The organism is Paenibacillus sp. FSL A5-0031, from assembly GCF_001956295.1.
Classification (GTDB): Bacteria; Bacillota; Bacilli; order Paenibacillales; family Paenibacillaceae; genus Pristimantibacillus.
Window position 1 is genome coordinate 371,628 of record NZ_MRTD01000002.1, and the last position, 21,646, is coordinate 393,273.

Genomic DNA, 21,646 nt, shown 5'->3' on the forward strand with positions numbered 1-21,646 from the left:
ATGTCGATTTATAAAGAGCTAAATGATCTTAACCTGGATGTAAGCCAGTATGAAGAACAGGAGCTCACGAGCTTCCAAAAAAAGAGCTGGGACCGACGCGTACGGAGTAAAATTAGAAAACGTAAAACCAATAATAGAAAGAAATATGCAGGCGTTGCGGCGGCTATTATTTTGGCAGCAGGAATTTCAATCAGCACGGGGACTGTGACGTTTGCCAATGTTCCATTCGTCGGAGGGTTGATGGAGCGATTGATGGCAACTAATGCAGATGAGAACGCGGACTACTCTCCGTTCAAAACCGAAATTGGTGCCACTGCTGAAAATAAGTACGGGAAATGGACCTTAGATGAAGCGTTGATTGATAACGGACGTTTGCTTATCAGCTCCACGTTTGAGCCTGCTGAGGGGGTCAAATTCAATTACAAAATGCATCCGATGCCAACCGTACTCATGAATGGACAGAATCTCACTTCAGGAACCGCTGGACAATCCATTAAAGTACACGATTCCATGTATACGGTCTATAATGAGCTGCGAATTTCAGAGCTTCCGATCGGTGAAACGATTGCCTTCCAAATTAGATACGATAATCTAGACTGGAGCATCGACTCAAAAGTGAAGCTGATTGAGAATCCTTGGTCCTTTGACATTAAGGTTCCAACGAATCAATTGGCTGCAACAAGTGAGACGATTGCATTTAATCAGGATATATCACTTGGAAACGGACAATCCATTCATCTGAAAAACATGGTCGTATCACCTATTTCAACGATTTTATATTATGACTGGACCGAGCAATCCAACCACATTGCGTTTAAAATCGTCAGTGAAGCCGGGGTGGAGCTATTGCCAAACACAGCGGAAATATCTGCTGAGGGTTCTTATAACTGCTACGTTCCAATTGATTTGAAAGCTGAGAAATACTATTTGGTTCCTTTCGAGAGCTCGGAGAACCCTCATGCTGACAATCCAGGAGAGGTGCCGGAGCAATCGATACCGATCAATCCATAGCATAGCAGCACCACATCGCGCTATTTCGGCTGACGAGCGTGGAATTCTCAAAAATAGGACTAGAAACTAGTCTTATTTCTCTTTAAGCAACCTATTCAGCATAATTAGATATAGAAACTAGTCTTATTTCTCAACGCATCCCGCTATTTCGGCTCCCGAGCGTGAAATTCTCAAAAATAGGACTAGAAACTAGTCCTATTTCTCTGTAAATGACCAATTCAGCAAAATTAGATATAGAAACTAGCCCTATTTCTCTTTAAACAACCGGTTCAGCAAAATTAGATATAGAAATTAGTCTTATATCACAACGCATACCGCTATTTAGGCTCCCGAGCGTGGAATTCTCAAAAATAGGACTAGAAACTAGCCCTATTTCTCTTTAAACAACCAATTCAGCATAATTAGATATAGAAACTAGTCCTATTTCTCTTTAATCAGCCAATTCAGCAAAATTAGATATAGAAACTAGTCTTATACCTGCAATGCATCTTGCCAATTCTCCCAAAAAAAGAGATATTCATAGAATAGCTCTTTAAGCTTAACGTTTAAAAAGCTGCCGTTGAATTGAGATGAAATTTAGGAGGTGGCACGATCATGCCCTACATTCCATTCAAGGATTTGGACGTTTTTTATGAAAAGATGGGGAACGGTGAGCCCGTTATTTTTTTGCACAGCGGCTACTCTCGGGGAATTCTAGCCTTCGCCAGCCAATTGCTTGATTTTCAGAGCAAATATACTTGTTATTATCCGGATTTTAGAGGTCATGGACGAACAAAGTGCAGCAGTCTCGAATGGAATACGCCTCAGCTTGTAGAGGACACGATCGACTTTATGGACGCGCTTGGCATTTCTAGAGCACATTTGATCGGGTACAGCTTAGGAGCTAATGTTGGATTGTATAGTGGCGTTCATTTTCCAGAAAGAGTGGCTACTTTAACTACGATAGGAACCAGCGGGTTTGCAGATTCAACGGGTGTCGAGCAATTTGAGCCAGAGTGGCTTTTGGAACAGGGGCAGCAAGCGACCATCAATCAAATGATTGAAAGGCATGCTGAAGCTCATCGAGGTAATTGGCAGGAGCATATGCGGCAGTCTGCGAACGATTGGCGTCTCTATCCTCAGCTTACTAGCGAGCAGCTAAGCAGCATTCATTGTCCATCCTTGCTTATTACTGGGGAAAACGATCCCTTTGTAGGTGAAGCAAAGATAAAGCAGTTGAGTTCCTTGATTAAAGGATCTCGATATCTCGTCGTTCAAGGTGGCAGTCACAGACCTCATATGCTTAGAGAAAATCCGGTTTTGGTTAATGACGCCATACTCGATTTTATTGGCTCATACCCGATTTCCGACATATGAGATTATCTAATCAAAATAAGGCTTACGATTAAGCAAAAAAGCTGCCGATTGTTATATTCGGCAGCTTTTGCTGTGTTAGCGGGGCGATTGGTTCGCAAGGCAGCCACGGACGTTTTTCTTGTCCGCAGCTGCAGCTGCATTTTTCTAACGCACATTACGTTTATGTTGGCCGGACAATTGTGAATTGCTCGCCTAGCTTCGCATAATCGTTTCCAGCAAGCCGGCTCACCGGTTTTAATGCCTCGGCGTTAATACGCCCATTCTCGTACAAAGCCTCATCCACATGAAAACGTACAACTCTGCCAATTAATAAATCGCAGGCTGGCGAATCCTCTGTACCGCCAAGCGACAACGATTGATCGAGTACACATTCCATACGGATTCTCGCTTCAGCTACACCTGGCACACGCACAAGGTCGCTAGCGATTGCCGTTAAACCTGCTAGCGCAACTTCACTCTCTTCCGAAGGCAAAGCTGCTGCCGTTATATTAATCGCTTCGATATAGCTCTCATCAGAAATATGTACAACAAACTCGCCTTGGGCGATGGCATTTCGAGAGGTATCCTTCTGGATACCTCCCGGCTTGCGCTGTACAGATACCGCAACCATAGGCGGATTAGCGGTAACGATATTGAAGAAGCTGAACGGAGCTGCATTCAGCACGCCTTCGCTTGAGAGTGTAGTGACAAAAGCAATGGGTCTTGGCACAATGCTGCCAATCAACAGCTTATAATTGTCCTGCACACTTTGACTCGTTGGATCAATCGATAACATGATGGGCACCCCTTCAAAAGCGAAATACTGGTATTATATTAGCCTATAAAGGTTTCGTTAAACCAAGCCGCTGCCGCAGCTACCTCTGAACTCGTTAGCTGATGCCCAAATGTCTCCCAGTGTACCGTAACCGGCGCTCCAGCTGCTTGCAGCATACGGTCCAGCTCCTCCGTCTCCTGCGGCGTGCAAAGCGGATCATTCGAACCCGCGCCAATGAAACAAGATACGCCAGCTAGATCAGGCAGATCAACATCCCGAATCGGCACCATCGGGTGATGCAAGATCGCTCCGCGAAGCGTACCTTGATAGTGGAACAATAGGCTGCCTGCGATATTAGCCCCATTGGAATAACCGATCGCCACGATATTATTGCGGTCGAATTCATATTCGGCTGCGGCTTGATCTAGAAAATCATTAAGCTCCTGCGTGCGGAATTTAAGGTCCTCTAGATCAAATACGCCTTCAGCAAGACGTCTGAAGTAACGCGGCATACCATTCTCGAGCACATTTCCTCTGACACTCAGCACGGACGAAGCAGGCGAAACCAGCTCAGCAAGCGGGAGCAAATCCCGCTCGGTACCACCCGTTCCATGCAAGAGCAGCAGTACTGGTGCAGTTGTATCTGTTCCTTGTTTGAATATATGTTTCATCATTTGTCCTCCTCCAATACTCTTACTTCAAATGGTGATAATAATTGCTCAATTTGCGTACGATGCTCCTCATACCATTCCGGCAGCATCAGCTTTTCACCGAGATGCTCTGGCTCTTCATCACGAGCAAAGCCCGGTGGATCTGTAGCAATCTCGAATAAAATGCCGCCGGCTTCACGGAAATAGATCGCGTTAAAATATTGGCGATCCACGACCTTAGTAGGCTGAAAGCCATGGCTCTCAACGTGGCTTCTCCATAGCGCGTGCTCCGCGTCGTCTTTTGCCCGCCAAGCAATATGGTGAACGGTGCCAGCTCCTCCATGTCCATGCTCCATATCCTCTACATTGATGTCAATTAGATTGCCCAGATCGCCTGTTGCTTTAAAACGAGCATAACCTTCATCTTCCCCGACTTTCTCCAGTCCCATCACGTTAACAAGGAGCTCCGCGGTTTTAGCCGAAGCCGTCGTATATAATACGGCACCGCCAAAACCCTTAATCGCCTGCTGCGCCGGAACGCCGCCAAACGTCCATTTACTGTCCGCTCCTTGCTCCCTAGCTACGATCTCAAGCTTTAAACCATCAGGATCTTCGAATTGCAAATACTGCTCTCCAAATCTTGATGTTTGAGCAAAATCTACATTAAGCTTAGCTAGACGCTCTTTCCAAAAACCAAATGCACCTGCGGGAACTACATAAGTGGTTATACCCACCTGACCCCCGCCAATTTTGCCTTTGCGTGAATTCTCCCAAGGAAAAAACGTAATAATAGTGCCTGGACTTCCGATCTCATTGCCAAAATATAAATGATAAACCTCTGGCGCATCAAAGTTAATCGTCTTCTTAATCAACCGTAGACCTAATACGCCTGAATAAAAATCTGCCGTCGTCTGCGCGTTTCTAACAAAAGCGGTTATATGGTGAATACCAGCTGTTTGATTTGTCATGGTAATGACACTCCTTATTTTATAGGAATATGAAAAGTAATGTAACTAACTCCACTTCTGATTAGCCGATAAGCGCATCAATGGAATATTCACCAGCGCCTGTTAATGCGATGCCTATAGCAATGGCTACGAGAACAAGATTATATTCATAACCGTTTGCGGTAGCCCATATTCCGTTAGGACCATGCACCTTCACAATAGCACCAAGCATAGTAAGCACGATCAATACCGCAGCAAGAGGTGTAAGCAGACCAGCGACGAATAATAGGCCGCCGATTAGTTCCATCAATCCAGCGGCAACAGCCATAGCAACCCCTGGCTTAATGCCAATCGACTCCATCCAGCCGCCTGTTCCCTTTGGCCCATAACCGCCAAACCAGCCAAACAGCTTTTGTGCACCATGCCCCACGAACAACAGACCTACAACGACACGAACAACCAATAATCCCAAAGCAATACTCAATGTAAACTCCTCCATTTTGTTTTTAATGTTTAAACTACTGCTTGCATCACAGTTCTTCTTTTACCACTATTTAAAGAATCTCTATTTTAAGATATATGGTGTGCATAAATGATCGCTGCTACCTTATAACAGCCATCATTGATATGCAACAAACGCCCACGCGCATGATTACACCTTTACAGCTATTTAAACCCGCTACTTGTAGTGCTCCTGAGCAAACTTTCCTAGCTTCTTAAGCAGCTTGCTCGCCAATTGCTTCTCTTCTGCTGTCAGCCCATTTACCGCTTGCTTGATGGCGTCTTCGTGAGCAGGAAATACATCCTCTACGAACTGTTTGCCTTCATCGGTTAGTTCTGCATAAATGAGGCGCCTATCCGTAGTCGAAGCTCTCCGGCGTACCATTTGCTTCTTCTCCAGCTTATCAACGACATAAGTAATGTTGCCGCTGCTCATAAGCACTTTCTCACCGATTTGCTGCAATGGCTGCGGTCCGCGGTGATAGAGCAATTCAAGCACTCCAAACTCCGTGCGGTTCAAGCCGTTTTTACGAATATCACGATCCGCATGGGCATTTACCCATTGGCTCGCTCTAGACAGCGCAATGAAGAGATCTAATGAATCATTTTGTTTTTCATTTGCCATGATGATCACTCCTCTCTGCGCCGTTTTATCTTTAATTAATTTATCTTGATTTAAAGATAAAACATTTTGAAACAGTTGTCAACGCTTATGTCGAATCTTTTTGATTAGGCGATAACAGGCATGCTTCTCAAAAAATAGAACGGCTTGAGATTTCACCTCAAACCGTTCCGCCGTCAATGGCTTCCATTTAGCTTTCTTTGGCCGACCTGACCGAATTCCCTTTAATAAGAGAAACATAAATCCGTTCATGCTCCACTTCGTCGCCGCTGATCAGCTTGATCAGCTGTTCAGCAGCAAGAGCCCCCCATTTGCGCTTGGAATAGTCAATCGTAGACAAGCGCGGCTGAGTGTAAGAAGCCAGCTCCATATTATCAAACCCAACGATATGAATATGTTCACCGATCTGAATATCAGGATGATGCGCCGCCAAATAATTGAACATACCAATAGCCATCTCATCGTTGAAGCAAAACACTGCCGCAGCCGTGCTGCTGTTCTCAGCTATAATTGTCGCTGCAGCCTGCTCCCCAGCCGATTTATTGAAATCTCCTTCAATTACAGTCAGCTTAACGCCAGCGGATCGTTCCACCGCTTGCGTAACAGCTTGCAGCCTCTGCCTTGAATCATAAGAGCCGCTAGGGCCAGTCACTGCATAAAGTGTCCGATGGCCTTGCTCGATCAAATATTCGGCTGCCAGTCTCGCCCCTGCTTTGTTATCGAGCAGCACTTGATTGATGTTGGAATGCTGCAGTTCACGATCCAGCACGACAAGCTTATGTCCGCGCTCCGCGTAGCTCAGCAGCTCAGTGCTGCCAAACGTCTCGTCCAGTATAATCGCTCCATCGATCATTCGCTCAGGCAGCATCCGATGAGATTGCTTACCGCTGCACACGATCAGATCATAGCCCTTTTCCGATAAAATCTCCTTTGTTCCTTGCAAGAGATCGCCGTAGAATGCGCCGCTGAAGTCGGTAAGAAAGACACCGATAATTTTTGTTTCTCTCGTCTTGAGCGACCTTGCAGCAGCGTTCGGGATGTAGTTTAATTCCTTGGCAACAGCCAATATTCTTGCTGTCGTCTCATCCGTCACCTTGGGGCTGCCGTTAAGCGCGTAAGATACCGTCGAGATCGAGACCCCCGCTTGTTTAGCGATATCCTTAATACTAACCACAGCATTCGCTCCTATCTTTCATTGTTCCTTCACTATATCACAAAGACTGGCGGTTCTTGGAGACCGCCAGTCTGCTTCTTACATAAATATTTCGATTCGATTCGATTCCGAATGAAGGTTAGCTTTCAATTGTTCTTCGGAAATTTGTATTCCACCTACACGATAACGGTTAGCTGAAGGCTTGCCTTCCGCTTCCTTACCGTTAATGATGACCTTCGTTACCTGTCCTGCATCGCTAAGGCGATAAACAAAAGTAATCGGCAAGCCGTTCCACATGAAATCGAATTGCATGCCATCCAGCTTAGCTGGCAAAATCGGATCGATAACCAGATTACCTTCCGACTGACGAATACCGAGGGCATTCGAAATCAATTGGTTCATATAGATTCCGGGACCGCTCGAATAAATTCTCCAGCCGCCCTTAACAGGTACAGTTCCTTCACGAAGCTCACCGAAACGCTCCTGCGCCTCATAACGGTTGTTGAACTTGCCGTCGGAGCTGCTGAAGTAAGAGTTGCTTTGACGCAGCTCTGCATTAGGAACAACATCACGCAATCCAACCGGATTAATCATGAGTAGACCTTGCCATACTTCATCCGTCTTGCCCAGCTTCGCCATAGCTTCTACATAACGAATATGAGCATGAACATATTGCAAGCCGACTTCCCGGCCGAAATTAGATGCCTGCTCTGCCCGCTTAAAGTTAGTGCTTACACCGCCTGCATATTGTGCAGGACGGTTCATCAGCCTTACGCCATCCGGGCAATACAGCTGCTCTTTAATAACACGGTAATGCTCAGCAGCTTGCTCTTCCGTAAGCAATTCGCTAATCATACTGCGTGTCATTGGAAGCAAGCGGTATTGAATGCCTGTAGTTGTGTCAGTCGGGTGAAGCATCAGCTTCGCATCGCCCGGCTCCTCCATGTATACAAAGCCAGGAATGACATCCTGTTGCAGCATATACTGGTTAAAGTCCACTTGAATAGCTGATGCCAGCTCCTTAAGCTCGGCTGCCTGCATCGCATCAACTTCCTCCAGCACGCGGCCAAACTGTGCGATTACCTGATACGTAAGCGCCACTGTCCAACTGCTGACCATATATTGCTTAAGCTGTGCATTAGCCGGCTGCAGCGTATCATCCCAATCTCCGTCACCATAGGAAGATAAATGCGTGTCGTGCAGGAAATGGCTCTTCATATAAGCAATTTCCTTCATCGCGTGGTCAAGCAGCGTCGCAGATTCTGTCGTGAATTCGCCTTTATGACGGACCGTATAAGGAACACGCTCCTGCAAAATGCTATAGTCCTTTGTTGCTGCCAAGTAGTCGCCAAGCACCTTCAGCGGCCAAACAATAATATCGCCATGGCTTTCTTCTTGCTGAATGTGGAAATACTTGTCGAACATGAACCATTGTGGCCAATTTCCGTCATCCTCGTATTGATGGGAATAAACGGTCTTCAAGATTTCAGCAACCTGCTCGTATTTGTTCATTGCCATAAAGTACTCAGTCGGTCCTTGGCAAACGTCGCGCGTTCCCCATGCTGCACCGCCGTATTGCTCCAAGCCATGAGGCACAGAGTAGTGAACGAGCATATTGTGCGTGTACCACCATGCCAATGCATTCACTTTATCCAGCTCAGCTGAAGCTGCTTCAGTATCCTCAGCGGATAAGCGGAAACCATTCATCACATGACGGAAAAACTCACGGTAGCGCTCGATTTCAAGCTCTGCCTTCCGCTCTGACTGTGGCAATGCCTCGCCACGCAAGAGACCTTGCATCGTAATTGTCCATTCCGTGCTTTGGCCAAGCTGCATCACCACAAGCGATGCAGCGCCTGATACCGTACCGCTAACAAGCAAGCTTTCATCTCCTGCAGTCATGTCTGCCCCGCTCACGAACATCCGATATTGCAGATTAGGGAAAATCGGACCGCTGATGGATGCTTGGTCAGCCTTGAAAGTAAATACGCCGTCCTCCAGCTCCATATGGAACGGCAGCTCGTATTCATTGTTATTCATGGATACTTGATTCGTAACTAAATAGCGGTAAGCCTGTCCATTTACCGAACGAAGGTGAAGGCGTACCTCAGGCGAATCAACCGTTGTATAATTTGTAATGATGATTGTGTCATCTGCTGTTTTGTAGAACCAACGAGCATAGTTAAAGCCGATCTCAAACATTGAAGGCATAGTAAGAAGGCGGTATGAACCTTCCAACTCGACATAAATACGTTGTCCAGATGTCTTTAAATTATTGAGCGCATTGCGCGCATTCGTAAACAGCTTGTGGAAGCTCGTATTGCCTACTAGCAATTGTGAGTTGAAAATACCGTACATATAGGAAGTTGTCGTCATAACATCCTCTGTCATACGGTCATTGCCGCCAGACATAAGAATATGGCCATGCGGACGTTCAACTAGCAGCTCCTTCTCCTTAAGCACAACATGCTCATGGCTCTCTGTAAAGAAAGACAGCAGCTTGCCGTCTTGCCATTCCTCCTGATGACGGTTAGGGAAATAAGCGTTAACTTCCTCCATCGTCATTGATGCCGTGCGTACTGGCGTTCCAATCGCATTTGCAGCCTCAAACTTAGCTACAGGTGTTGCCGCCGCAGCGAAGTCGGTCTCATTCGAACGCTCAACTTCTTCCCACGCCTTCTGAACTTCTGCGCTGAATTCTATTTCACTCACAGCTGATGGATGATCAGCCTTGAACATGCCGTAAAATACAAAGCGAGCTTTATCCTTCAACAAGACAGGCTCAGCTTGAAGCGCCGCATAAGTGAATTCATATTGGTAAACCTCATTTGCTAGTTCAGCCTTGCCAAGCGCTTCCGGCACGTCCGTTTCTTTGTAGCTAAGGCCAAAGAATTGGAATCCGTCCGTTGAGTAGCTGGCTGCTCCTGTTAGTGAACCGTGCTGCATGTAAGGAAATGATCCTTGCATCGGCTGATTCTGGCGGAAGCAAAGAACATAACCCAGCTTCTCATCTTTAAAAGCTTTATGGTCAACGTACTGCGACATGTAAGCTTCGTTAGACCGCACTGCGCCAATATCCGCGAGTCCAATGTCTTGTCCATAAATGATGTCGATCTTCGCTTCTTTTCCTTGCGATTGTGCGGTTACATCCCAGAACCAGATGCCATGGTTCGTTAATGTGAAGACTACGCGATAGTCGATGCCATCAAATGCAGTCCCCTCCCATAGCAGACGTCCTTCCACTGCTGACATACGGCTTGATGAATGAATCCCAAGCAAAGGCTCATAAGAAATCCCTTCTTCGGTATGCATGCGCAAGTAAAGATTGTTAAGCGAGCCATCTACATTGTTCGACACCACTTGATTCAGCATCGTTCCTTTATGGACAGCTTGCGCAAGGTCTCCGCTGCTTAAAAAATCAAACGTCAGCTCTCCTGCTTTTATTTGCAATTTATTCATCGCTTTCAACGCATTCACTATAGCTTCCATCTTCTTTTCACTGCCTTTCTATTTGCTTAGTTTGAATTTAAGCGTTTCTACATCGCGGCTGTTTGGCCCAATGTACAGTTCAAAGTCACCAGGGTCGCTTGTGAAGGTCAGATCAGCATGATAATAACGCAGCTGTTTTTCCTCCAGCGTAAACGAGACCTCTTTGCTCTCTCCTGGCTGCAGCATCACCTTGCGGAATGCCTTTAGCTCTTGCAGTGGACGTACAACATCCCCCGCCATGTCGCGTACATACAGCTGTACGGTTTCCTCACCAGCGCGCGCCCCAGTGTTCGTTACTGTGATGTTTACATGCAATGGCTTAGAAGCACTCATCGTATCCATGGCCATCTTCGCTCCGCTGTAGGTAAAGGTTGTATAACCTAGCCCATAACCAAACGGCAGCAGCGGTTCATTCGGAACATCCAAGTATTGAGATACGTATTTCACCTGCGCATCAGGTGCGCCCTGCGGCCTTCCCGTATTGAACCGGTTATAATAAACCGGCACTTGGCCTACGGAATGAGGGAACGACATCGACAGTCTTCCAGTCGGTTCCGACTCGCCGAACAATAATTCCGCAATGGCAGCGCCGCCTTCCGTACCTGGGAACCACGCCTCTAATACGGCATCCGATTGATCAATTACACCGTGCAGATCAAGCGGTCGACCGTTGAATAGGACAGTCACCATCGGCTTGCCTAGCTGTTTCAGCTTAGCGATTAGCTCAAGCTGTACCTGCGGCAATCTAATATTCGACCGGCTAGCCGCTTCTCCGCTCATATCCGAATGCTCACCTAAAGCAAGCACCACGATATCTGCATCTTTAGCTGCAGCATATGCCGCTTGCCACTGCTCAGCCGTTGCGTCCTCAATACCGCAGCCTTCTGTCACAGACAACAATGATGCATCTACTTTGCTTGCGATGCCTGCTGCCAGTTGTACCGCCTCTTCCTTGGAGCCAAGCCAAGACCAAGGTCCAAGAATATCGCCACTTGCCGCGAAAGGACCAATCAAGGCAATTTTCTGCTCACGACCAAGCGGAAGAACACCATCATTTTTTACGAGGACACAGGATTTAAGAGCCAGCTCACGCGCAGCCTTGCGATGTGCTGCTGAGCCTACAATTTCCAACTCACGCTCTTCATTCGCACCACGATACGGTTGATCGAACAATCCCAGCTTCTGCTTCAGCTCCAGAATGCGAAGTACAGCTTCGTCAATCAAAGCAACATCGATTTCATTCTCCTCAACAAGCCGCTGCAAATGATCCGTGTAACAGGTCGTCATCATTTCAATATCGACGCCGGCTTTGATCGCCTTCATTGCCGCTTCTGACTCATCCGCTGCAACACCGTGCGGGATCAGCTCTTTTACTGCGCCCCAATCGGAGATCAGCACACCGTCAAACGCCCATTCGCCGCGAAGAAGATCACGCATCAGCCACTTGTTTCCTGAAGCTGGAATGCCATCCACTGTATTGAATGCCGTCATGACCATTTCGCAGCCTTCATCCAGCGCCGCTTTATATGCAGGCAAATAAAACTCGCGAAGCTGACGCTCAGACAGATCAACCGTGTTATAGTCGCGTCCACCTTCTGCAGCTCCATATGCTGCAAAGTGTTTCACGCATGCTGCCACGCGGTTAATATCATTTGCAAGGTCTTTTCCTTGGAAGCCTCTTACGAAGGCTCTGGCGAATTCACTGTTCAAATATGGATCCTCGCCTGTCGATTCCATGACTCGGCCCCATCTTGGGTCCCTTACGAGATCGACCATCGGAGCGAACGTAACGTGCACACCTGCCGCAGCAGCTTCCTTAGCAGCGATCTCGGCACTTTGTTCCGCCAGCTCCATATCCCATGAGCAGCCGATTGCCAGCGGTACAGGAAAGATCGTTTTGTAGCCATGGACGATATCCGCCATCACTAGAAGCGGAATGCCTAAGCGATTGTTCGCCAAATGCTGCTTCTGTATGTTAATGACTTCCCTCGCTCCTGTTAAGCCAAGTACGGAGCCTGTACCCCGAACCGTTTCTTCCGTTACGCCCATTTCAGCCATCGGTCCGGTAATTTGTCCATCCGCGCCTTCAAAGAATGGCGTCGCCAGCTGCAGCAGCTGCCCGATCTTCTCCTCAAGCGTCATGAGCTTTAGAAGAGCCGCAGGTTGCTTTTCCATATCCGTGTTCCTCCTCGTAATAGCCAATCAAATTTATCGTTCTTATCGTTAATGTTTACAGGTCCTTCTGTCTTTACCACGCTTATGTCTTATGGCCAATATTTTTAACAATCGAAACGTTTCTATTGATTCCTAATTTGGATTATAAACAATTCAAAAAGAGCCGTCAATTGCTGTTTCATCTTTAATAGAAACGTTTATATTACTAATATGAGACTATTTTCCTGAATTAAAAAAACGCTTGAACCCGTCAAAACTTTGATCTATAATGATGTCGAAACGTTTCGAATCAATAAGCAGGTCTGGTTCTAAAGTTGTAAACGGTAATATATTTTGTTTATAGAAACGTTTCACCACATCAATTAGTATTTCTATATACTTGTGGCGAACGTTTTTGCTGCGGCAGGGAAAGCAACATTTACCTGCTTATCAACACCCAGCTTAGGCTTATATATACGGCAAACAACAGCCGCCTGCGTGCATAACTTGCACGGATTCACAGCATAGTACTGATAACAATCATTCACACAGGAGGAATAATTAATGTTTAAGAAATCAGTGGCAACTGCACTAGCTAGCTCTATGCTGCTTATCGGCGCCCTCACTGCTTGCGGAAGCAACAACAGCAATGAAGGAGCAGCAAACGATAAAGTAACAATCAACGTATGGGGCATGGGTGAAGAAGCCAAATCCTTGCCGAAGATTGCAGAGCAATTCATGGTTGAGAACCCTAACATTAAGGTCAATGTACAAGCACTTCCTTGGGATACGGCACATGACAAGCTGTTGACGGCTGTCGCTTCCAAAAAAGGTCCAGACGTGCTTCAAATGGGAACAACTTGGATTCCTGAGTTCGCATCCGCTAAAGCGCTTATGGATATCACTCCTTACGTAACTGAATATCCCGAACTTGCTGAAGCAAACTTCTACCCAGGATCGGTATCAACGACTAAATACGAAGATGCAACTGTAGGCGTGCCTTGGTACATCGACACTCGCGTGCTTTATTACCGTACAGATCTACTGAAAGAAGTAGGCTACGATAAAGCTCCACAAACATGGGATGAGCTTAAAGATGCTGCAACAAAGCTTAAAGCTCGCGGCAAAAACAAATACGGCATCAGCCTTGATGTTAAAGAACAATCGCTACTATTTATGTTCGCTCGTCAAAACGGCTCGAAGCTTATCGAGAACAACAAACCACAATTCAACCAACCAGAATTCGTGGAAGCCGTTGAATATTTGGACAGCTTCTTCAAAGACGGCTCTGCACCGATTGATCTAGGTATGGATATTATCCCTGCATTTAAGGGTGAGGGTATCTCGCCAATGTTCATCAGCGGACCTTGGATGATTAAACTAATCAATGACCAAGCACCTGAGCTTGCAGGCAAATGGGCAACAGCTGTACTTCCTAAGAAAGAGAACAACCTTTCTTCTCTAGGCGGCTCTAACTTGTCTATTTTCCAACATACAACGCACAAAGAAGAAGCCTTGAAATTCCTTGCTTACATGAGCAAGCCTGAGACACAGCTGAAATGGCTGGAGCTTACAAACTCGCTTCCTTCCACGAAAAAAGCATGGGAAAACGAAGCTTTGACTAAAGATCCTAATGTAAAAGTTATCGGTGAGCAGTTGAACAGCTCGGAGCCTATGCCGCTTATTAAGCCATGGGAAGAAATTGCTCAAAACGTGCTATCGACATTCGAGAGAATTTACCGCGGCAAGTCTGAAATTAAGAAGGAACTTGACAGCTTCAACGCCAAAGCTGAACAAATTTTGAATAAATAATGATCGCCATCGCCGGCAGCGGTTCTGGAACAGAGCCGCTGCCGGTTCCATTAGAAATGGATAAAGCCAGGCGCTCATAGCAAAGGAAGGGTCGTTTATGAAAGGCATCTCTCAGAGTAAGGCACCGTATTTCTTTATCGCTCCAACGCTTATTTTGCTTACCTTATTTTCGTTATTGCCGATCCTTGTAGCCTTAATAATAAGCTTTACGGACATGGACTTGGCAGGCCTTGCTGACTGGTCCAATATTTCATTCGTCGGATTCAAAAACTATGTAGACGTGCTGGCTGATCCTATTTTCGTAAAAGCCATACTTAATACGTTGTTCTATGTGATCATCGGTGTTCCACTGGTTATCTTATGTTCACTTGCTATTGCGATCATGATTAATTTCGGCGCAAACCGTGCATTTAAAGCTTTCCGCGTCGTCTATTATATGCCATCAGTTACAAACGTTGTTGCCGTTGCTGTTGTATGGGGTTTCCTTTACAATCCGGCTTTCGGTCTGCTCAACTATATTCTTGATTCGATTAATCTGCCTACGGTTCCATGGCTTCAAGATCCAGTCATGGCTAAAATATCGCTTATTCTGATGGCGGTATGGAGAGGGATCGGCCTCAATATGATCATCTTCATCGCCGCGCTTCAAGGTATTCCGAAGTCTTATTACGAGGCGGCTCAGCTCGACGGTGCCAGCACATGGAAACAACTGACTTACATCACGATTCCAATGCTGCGCTTCGCGATCTTCTTTGTATCGATCACTACCATGATTGGTTGGCTGCAATTTTTCGAAGAGCCATTCATTATGACCGACGGTGGTCCACTGGACAGCACAACATCTGTGGCCCTGTTTATTTATCGGAACGGCTTCCAGCTTAGCAACTTCGGATACGCGGCAGCAGGATCATTTGTCCTGTTCATCGCAATCATTATTATTACGCTCGTACAATTCAGATTTCAAAATAAAGAAACGGATCTATAATCCAAACGGAGGTGTAATGGATGAGTTCGCAAGCAAAAGCGTCAAGCGCCTCAAAAGGCGAAAAAGCGCTCAAGTGGATACTAGGCATATGCCTCGCGGTCGGCGGGGTATTGGTCATCCTTCCTTTCGTATGGATGATCCTTTCTTCCTTCAAACCAGAGAGCGAGATTCAGAATATCCCGCCTACCTTACTGCCTGAACGCTTCACGACGGAAAATTTCAAGAACTTATTTGAGAATATGAACTTTGGCGTTTATTTGAAAAATACGCTCATTATCGTTTTCTTCTCCTTTATTGGCTTATTCCTGAATGCGATGGCTGGTTTCGGCTTCGCGAAATACAAATTCAAAGGCAGTAATAACTTGTTCTATATCGTACTTGCTACGATGATGATTCCTGGTCAGGTGACGATGATTCCGGTCTATCTAATCCTAAATGAAATGCATCTGACGAATACGATGATCGGTATCGTATTGCCCGGACTTGTCGGCGCCTTCGGTATATTCCTGTTCCGTCAGTTCATGGCTACCATTCCAGATGAGCTGCTGGAAGCAACCCGTCTTGACGGTGCAAGTGAATTCCGGACGTTCATGCAAATCGTGCTTCCTATTTCGAAGCCGATACTTGCGGTACAGGGCATATTAGCCTTTATTGGCGGATGGAACAGCTTCCTTTGGCCGCTTATTATCGCGAACGATGAGAAGCTCTACACTCTCTCCGTTGGTCTGTCATTGCTCAAAGGACAATACGGCGGCAACTATGCGCTCCAGATGGCTGGATCAACGTTTATGGTTGTGCCTATCATTATCATCTTTATCTTCTTCCAGAAGCATATTATTGAGAACTACGCGATCTCAGGCATCAAATAATAACAGCAGGGGCTGTCTCTAAAGGTATGTTTAGACCTTTGAAGACAGCCCCTGCTATGTCTTATAAGCATTTCAGCTATATATGCTACCGCCACCACGCCGAGGACGGATACTCAGCCGCTTGAAGCAGTACAGTCTCTCCGATTTTCGGAGTCGAAATACGTGTTTTCATCTCCTTAGCTGCCTTTACCGCTCGCTCCACAGGGTCGGTCCAATCATGCATGGCAAGTGTGAATGCACCCCAGTGTATCGGAATCATAATCTTTCCGCGAACGTCCAAGTGCGCCTGTACCGTTTCTTCCGGCATCATATGGATAGCTGCCCAGCGCTCATCATACTGTCCACATTCCATTAATGTGAGATCGAAGGGTCCGTATTTGTCGCCAATTTCTTTAAAGTGAGGACCATAGCCGCTATCTCCGCTGAAGAAGATGCGCGCCTCTCGGCCATGTATTACCCAAGAGCACCAAAGCGTTGCATCGCGATCCGTTAGACTTCTACCCGAGAAATGTCTTGCTGGCGTACAAGCCAGTTGAATCCCCTCATAAGAAAACTCATCCCACCAATCATGCTCCTCTATAAGGGATGGATCTACTCCCCATCTTACCAAATGAGGCGCAACGCCAAGCGGCACAATAAAGCGTCTTACCTTATCCTTAAGCTTTACGATCGAGCCATAGTCCAAATGATCGTAATGATCATGTGAAATGAGTACTGCATCGATCATCGGAAGCTGCTCCATCTCAAACGGCAGCTTATCGCTGAATCTTTTACCGCCTATAAACGGGAACGGGGACGGCGCTTTGCCGAACATCGGATCAAGCAGCAGTATTTTCCCGTCGATTGCAAGCAAAGCTGCAGAATGGCCAAACCATGTAAGCTTAGGCTGATGCTGCCCGGCACCATATCCTTCACTCATCGACTCAACGACTAACGCTTTGCTTGGCCTAGCCATCTTATTGCCTTTCATAAATTGAACGAGCAGCTTCAGCTTCTCGCTTGTTGTCGTATCCATGGCTGTAGGAATCGCATTTATAAATTTTTTACGGCCATATTGGTTCGAACGGCTTAACTGCTGCCGCCGCTCCTTCGATTGTGCTGCCCCAAAAGCAGGGTAATACTGGAGGACCAAATACAAAACAACTATGACTACCGCAATGATACTAACGAATATGAGCATGCCTTTTAACCTCTCCTCTTGCCGTATCAATATCTACACGCAGAAAAACCGCTATTGAAGTATACGTTACTACTTCAACAACGGTTTTATCAAGTTTACGTAAAGATTAGACTACGCGCGTCGTGTTCCCCGCAAGATTGCACTTAGCAGCAGTACGACTACAACAGCTCCAATGATAGCCGGGATGAGAGCAAATCCGCCCATCGTCGGTCCCCACGAGCCAAGAATTAGCGTACCTAACCAAGCTCCGATGAAGCCAGCTACGATGTTGCCGATAATTCCTCCCGGTACGTCGCGCCCAACAAGCAAACCACCTAACCAACCAATTACTCCGCCAACGATTAATGTCCATAATAGACCCATATTTTTTTGCCCCTCTCTGTCATTCGATATAGCTATGATTAACCTCATATGGCTATTTTGAAACAAAACAGTCGAGTGTAATATATGGAAGAACAGAACTCGTTGTCATTTCAAGGCACTTTCTATGAATAGCTGGCTGCTAAGTAAGCGGCAGCGTCACCTCAAAAGAAGAACCCTCATTCAACCTGCTGTCTACACGAATATTGCCGTGGTGGAGCTCAACGATTTTATGGACGATCGACAAGCCTAATCCGCTGCCATCAGCCGTTCTCGTCCGCTGCTTGTCACCCTTATAGAAACGTTCAAAGATGCGGAGCTGATCCTCCGAAGAAATGCCAATACCCGTGTCTGTAATCTTTACTTTGACCTCATTGCCTAGGCGCTCCAGTACAATCTTAATGCTCCCTTTGGCAGGTGTAAATTTAATTGCATTATGAAAGAGGTTTACCCAAACCTGACTAAGCATCTCTTCGCTCGCCGAAATTTCTACTTCCTCCAGCTCCAGTTCAAGTTCAAGTGCTTTGTCCAGCCACTGAGGCTCGCTAGCGAGCACAATGTTCTCAAGCTGCGCATCAAGCCTGTATCGCTTCGTATCCAGCTGCTGCTGCTCGGATTCGAGCGTTGTCAGCTTAAGCAGATTGTCACTAATTTTGGACAACCGTGTCGTTTCCTGCTCAATAATCGATAAGTAATGACGCTGCTCCTCAGGGCTGAGGTCCTCGCGCTGCAGCGTGCTCGCAAATCCGCGTATCGAGGTCAGAGGTGATTGAATTTCATGCGATACGTTAGAAATAAACTCCTGACGAAGCAGCTCTACCTGCTTCAGATCATGCGCCATATCGTTGATGGACTGAATAACGTCCCCGAATTGACCATGAAATTTCTTGTCGCGATCCAAGGCCACATTGAAATCTCCCTTTGCCATTCGTTTTAGCGCATCGATCATTTCAACCCAAACTTCCCTCTGCTTCGGTCGTATCACCAAATTAACGATAGCGAAAAGCACAATAATAAATAAAATGCCCAGTCCCCAGTTCACCAGCTGCACTATATATTCAGGAAAGCGGACCTCATGTCTCGTGTAAAACCACTTCGTCAACCAATAGGCCAGGGAGAAGGCACTTCCGCTCAGTAGGAATACCATCGATGTAGCTCCTACAACACGCAGTGAAACTTCCCATTTTGACATTTTACGATTCATTGGAGTACCTCCAGCCGATAACCGAGTCCACGGATCGTACTGATCTTAATCGATACCTCCCAAGCGACAAAACGTTCACGCAGCCGGTTGATGTGTACATCCAGCGTTCGTTCGTTGCCGTCAAAATCATAGCCCCAAATCGCTTCGATCAGTTGGTTGCGTGTCAATGTACGTCCTAGATGGCTAACGAGCTTGAACAGCAGCTCAAATTCCTTCGGAGGAAGCGTCGTATAATCCGAATGAATCTTTACTTCATAAGTCTGCCGATCGAGCATGATCTCCGCTACGGAAACCTGCTGCGACACCGCGATTCGGTATCGCTTCAATAGCGCTTTAACTCTGACAGTCAGCTCCGCGGGATCAAACGGCTTTACTAAATAATCGTCCGTTCCGAGGTGGAACCCTCGTACCTTATCGCCCATTTCTCCCTTGGCCGTCAGCATGAGCAGCGGAATATCGTACTGCTCCCGCAGCTCACGGCACAGCTCCCAGCCGTCCATATTCGGCATCATAATATCCAATATGACCATATCTGCCGGAGAGACTTCCATTTGAGCAAGCGCCGATTGCCCATCCGGAGCCTCCTGCACGCTTAATGCCTCTTTCTCCAAAATAACACGAACCAGCTCACGAATATGCGGATCATCGTCTACAATCAGCACATAGCCCATTTCTCCACCCTCTTCTCTGCTTACTTAAGAAGCCGTTTTATTCACTCGAAGCTGTCCATTAGCGAATTCTTGATACATGGTATGGCTAGCATATAATTGATCATGCGTTCCTACCCCGGTAATGACGCCTTTCTCTAGGAAGACGATCGAATCCGCATCAACAACCGTCGACAAGCGATGGGCGATAACGACAGTCGTCCGTCCGATCATGAGATTTTTGAGCGCGTCCTGCACCACTTCTTCTGACTTGCTGTCGAGATTAGACGTCGCTTCGTCGAGCATAAGGATTTGCGGATCACGCAGCAGCGCTCTTGCAATGGCAATCCGCTGACGCTGACCACCCGACAGCTTAATGCCGCGCTCGCCAACTTCGGTTTCATAGCTCTCAGGCAATGCTTCAATAAAACCGTCTGCATAAGCCATTCGTGCAGCCTGCTCGATTTCCTGCTGCGTCACCTCATGCGTCAGACCGTAGCATAAATTATCTTTGATCGTGCCTGCGATAATCGGGCTCTCCTGCGAAACGTAGCCAATCTGGCTGCGCCATGAACGCAGAGACGCGTCTCGGATGTCCGTTCCGCCAAGCCTAATCGCCCCGGATGTCGGGTCGTAGAACCTCTCCAGCAGCGAGAATAGCGTCGTTTTGCCGCTGCCGCTCGGGCCGACCAGTGCCGTTACTTTGCCCGCTTCAATCGTCAGGCTCACATCCCGCAGGATTGGCTCATCGGGCTTATAGGCAAACGATACATTTTCCACCTGCAAGGTCTGGTCCATCTGAGTTACTTCCTTGCCATTATCTTGATCTTCTTCATCGGATTCTAATATACCAATAATGCTGTCCGTCGCGCCCATTGCCTTCTGAAATTGCGTAAAAAATTGTGAGATCTGCGTAATCGGCAGCATGATTTGGAACAGGTACATAATAAAGGCGACTAACTCACCCGCAGTCATCTTACCTGATGATACTTGAACACCGCCAAAGCCGATTAAGCATACCAGCAGCAATAAGATGATAAAAGTGACGATTGGCGAAATAAGCGCCTGCATGCGTGCTTCCTTTAAACCAAAACCAAACAAATTCTGAATGCCGACGCGTCCTTGCTCATATTCAGCAGGCTCGGAGCCGGATGCTTTGACCAGCCGAATCTCCGACACCACACGATTTACAACGGATGTAAACCTTGCATTCTCCGCCTGCGTGGATTTGGATATGCTGTACATTTTCCGCCCAATTGGCACCATAATGAGTGCGGCCAAAGGAAAGACGGTTAACATGATAAGCGTCATCTGCCAGTTCATATAGAAAAGAATCGACAATGCACCGATAATGGACAAAATGCCTGTGAAAAAACCAGTTACATGCTCCGTAATAAGACCCTTCAGCAGCGCCGTATCATTAGTCAGCCGACTAATCGTATCGCCGGAGGATTTGTTGTCGTAATACGGGACTGGCAAGCGCAGCAGCTTGCTCCATAACCGCTCTCGGATAGACGAGACGATCTTATTGCCGCTGTAATGCAACAGGTAAACAGACACGCCTCCAGACACAACCTGCGCGATAAAAGCAGCCGCCATCCAGACAATCTGCCCCGTGCTCAATGACCCCAGCGAGAAGCCATTAACCATATTTTTTGTGAATATAGGAATGGTCAAGCTAACAAGCGTCGTAATGACGCTCAAAATAACCGCAATAGACAGCATCATCTTCGGGGGATTCGTCTCCATAATCAGCCCTATGAATCGCTTGACGTTGCTATTTTTATTTTTCATCAGTATCACTCCTGTATCTCTCTATTCTCTCCACTACAGTTCCTACTTTACCTTGCCTGTTTAAACGCAATATAAACAACGAGGCTATCGCTGCGTATTTAAGCAAGCCATTCTCACTTTTTGTAATCCACCACTTCCTCTATATGGTAAATTGAGGT

The 21,646-nt window shown here is 46.8% G+C and carries 18 protein-coding genes; 5 read left to right on the forward strand and 13 right to left on the reverse strand.

Going from position 1 to position 21,646, the window contains the following annotated elements; genetic code table 11:
- Both BK120_RS05150 and BK120_RS05155 read left to right on the forward strand, forming a co-directional pair.
- Entirely contained in the window at positions 1–1,011 is a 1,011-nt protein-coding gene (locus BK120_RS05150) for a DUF4179 domain-containing protein (protein WP_076266407.1), read from the forward strand.
- A gap of 594 nt (positions 1,012–1,605) precedes the next feature.
- Positions 1,606–2,367: an alpha/beta fold hydrolase gene (locus BK120_RS05155; RefSeq protein ID WP_076266408.1), complete on the forward strand. Its 762-nt coding sequence runs from the start codon at positions 1,606–1,608 to the stop codon at positions 2,365–2,367.
- A 160-nt stretch (positions 2,368–2,527) separates the two neighbouring features.
- Here BK120_RS05155 and BK120_RS05160 read toward each other — a convergent pair whose 3' ends face one another.
- The 8 genes from BK120_RS05160 to BK120_RS05195 form a co-directional block, all read right to left on the reverse strand.
- Positions 2,528–3,142, reverse strand: a complete 615-nt coding sequence (locus BK120_RS05160) for a flavin reductase family protein (RefSeq protein ID WP_076266409.1) — start codon at positions 3,140–3,142, stop codon at positions 2,528–2,530.
- 38 nt (positions 3,143–3,180) lie between these two features.
- Positions 3,181–3,792: an alpha/beta hydrolase gene (locus BK120_RS05165; protein ID WP_076266410.1), complete on the reverse strand. Its 612-nt coding sequence runs from the start codon at positions 3,790–3,792 to the stop codon at positions 3,181–3,183.
- Positions 3,792–4,739 (reverse strand): ring-cleaving dioxygenase, encoded by a 948-nt coding sequence (locus BK120_RS05170; protein WP_076266411.1) that lies wholly within the window; start codon positions 4,737–4,739, stop codon positions 3,792–3,794. The genes BK120_RS05165 and BK120_RS05170 overlap by 1 nt, the downstream gene beginning before the upstream one ends.
- A 61-nt stretch (positions 4,740–4,800) precedes the next feature.
- Positions 4,801–5,202, reverse strand: a complete 402-nt coding sequence (locus BK120_RS05175) for a DoxX family protein (protein ID WP_372238955.1) — start codon at positions 5,200–5,202, stop codon at positions 4,801–4,803.
- Between the two features lie 195 nt (positions 5,203–5,397).
- Complete coding sequence (locus tag BK120_RS05180) at positions 5,398–5,844, reverse strand: MarR family winged helix-turn-helix transcriptional regulator (protein WP_076266413.1); 447 nt, start codon at positions 5,842–5,844, stop codon at positions 5,398–5,400.
- A gap of 187 nt (positions 5,845–6,031) precedes the next feature.
- A complete protein-coding gene (locus BK120_RS05185; RefSeq protein WP_076266414.1) occupies positions 6,032–7,015 on the reverse strand; it encodes a LacI family DNA-binding transcriptional regulator in 984 nt (327 codons plus the stop codon).
- 78 nt (positions 7,016–7,093) lie between these two features.
- The gene (locus tag BK120_RS05190) at positions 7,094–10,483 is read right to left on the reverse strand and encodes a GH36-type glycosyl hydrolase domain-containing protein (RefSeq protein WP_076266415.1); all 3,390 of its coding nucleotides are present in this window, start codon (positions 10,481–10,483) and stop codon (positions 7,094–7,096) included.
- Between the two features lie 18 nt (positions 10,484–10,501).
- Positions 10,502–12,658 carry a glycoside hydrolase family 3 N-terminal domain-containing protein gene (locus BK120_RS05195; protein WP_076266416.1) on the reverse strand — a complete coding sequence of 719 codons (2,157 nt, stop codon included), beginning with the start codon at positions 12,656–12,658 and terminating at the stop codon, positions 10,502–10,504.
- Positions 12,659–13,201: 543 nt separating this feature from the next.
- Here BK120_RS05195 and BK120_RS05200 point away from each other — a divergent pair.
- The 3 genes from BK120_RS05200 (at position 13,202) to BK120_RS05210 (ending at position 16,303) form a co-directional block, all read left to right on the forward strand.
- The gene (locus tag BK120_RS05200) at positions 13,202–14,449 is read left to right on the forward strand and encodes a sugar ABC transporter substrate-binding protein (protein WP_076266417.1); all 1,248 of its coding nucleotides are present in this window, start codon (positions 13,202–13,204) and stop codon (positions 14,447–14,449) included.
- A 97-nt stretch (positions 14,450–14,546) separates the two neighbouring features.
- The gene (locus BK120_RS05205; RefSeq protein ID WP_076266418.1) at positions 14,547–15,434 is read left to right on the forward strand and encodes a carbohydrate ABC transporter permease; all 888 of its coding nucleotides are present in this window, start codon (positions 14,547–14,549) and stop codon (positions 15,432–15,434) included.
- Positions 15,435–15,454: 20 nt separating this feature from the next.
- The gene (locus tag BK120_RS05210; protein WP_076266419.1) at positions 15,455–16,303 is read left to right on the forward strand and encodes a carbohydrate ABC transporter permease; all 849 of its coding nucleotides are present in this window, start codon (positions 15,455–15,457) and stop codon (positions 16,301–16,303) included.
- 85 nt (positions 16,304–16,388) lie between these two features.
- Here the strand turns inward: BK120_RS05210 and BK120_RS05215 are convergent, their stop codons facing one another.
- The 5 genes from BK120_RS05215 to BK120_RS05235 form a co-directional block, all read right to left on the reverse strand.
- Entirely contained in the window at positions 16,389–17,318 is a 930-nt protein-coding gene (locus BK120_RS05215) for an MBL fold metallo-hydrolase (protein WP_076266634.1), read from the reverse strand.
- A gap of 276 nt (positions 17,319–17,594) precedes the next feature.
- Positions 17,595–17,846: a GlsB/YeaQ/YmgE family stress response membrane protein gene (locus BK120_RS05220; RefSeq protein ID WP_076266420.1), complete on the reverse strand. Its 252-nt coding sequence runs from the start codon at positions 17,844–17,846 to the stop codon at positions 17,595–17,597.
- 139 nt (positions 17,847–17,985) lie between these two features.
- Entirely contained in the window at positions 17,986–19,047 is a 1,062-nt protein-coding gene (locus tag BK120_RS05225; RefSeq protein WP_076266421.1) for a sensor histidine kinase, read from the reverse strand.
- Entirely contained in the window at positions 19,044–19,718 is a 675-nt protein-coding gene (locus tag BK120_RS05230) for a response regulator transcription factor (protein WP_076266422.1), read from the reverse strand. Before BK120_RS05230 ends, BK120_RS05225 begins: the two co-directional genes overlap by 4 nt.
- A 24-nt stretch (positions 19,719–19,742) precedes the next feature.
- Positions 19,743–21,488 (reverse strand): ABC transporter ATP-binding protein, encoded by a 1,746-nt coding sequence (locus BK120_RS05235; protein ID WP_076266423.1) that lies wholly within the window; start codon positions 21,486–21,488, stop codon positions 19,743–19,745.
- Between the last annotated feature and the right edge of the window lie 158 nt (positions 21,489–21,646).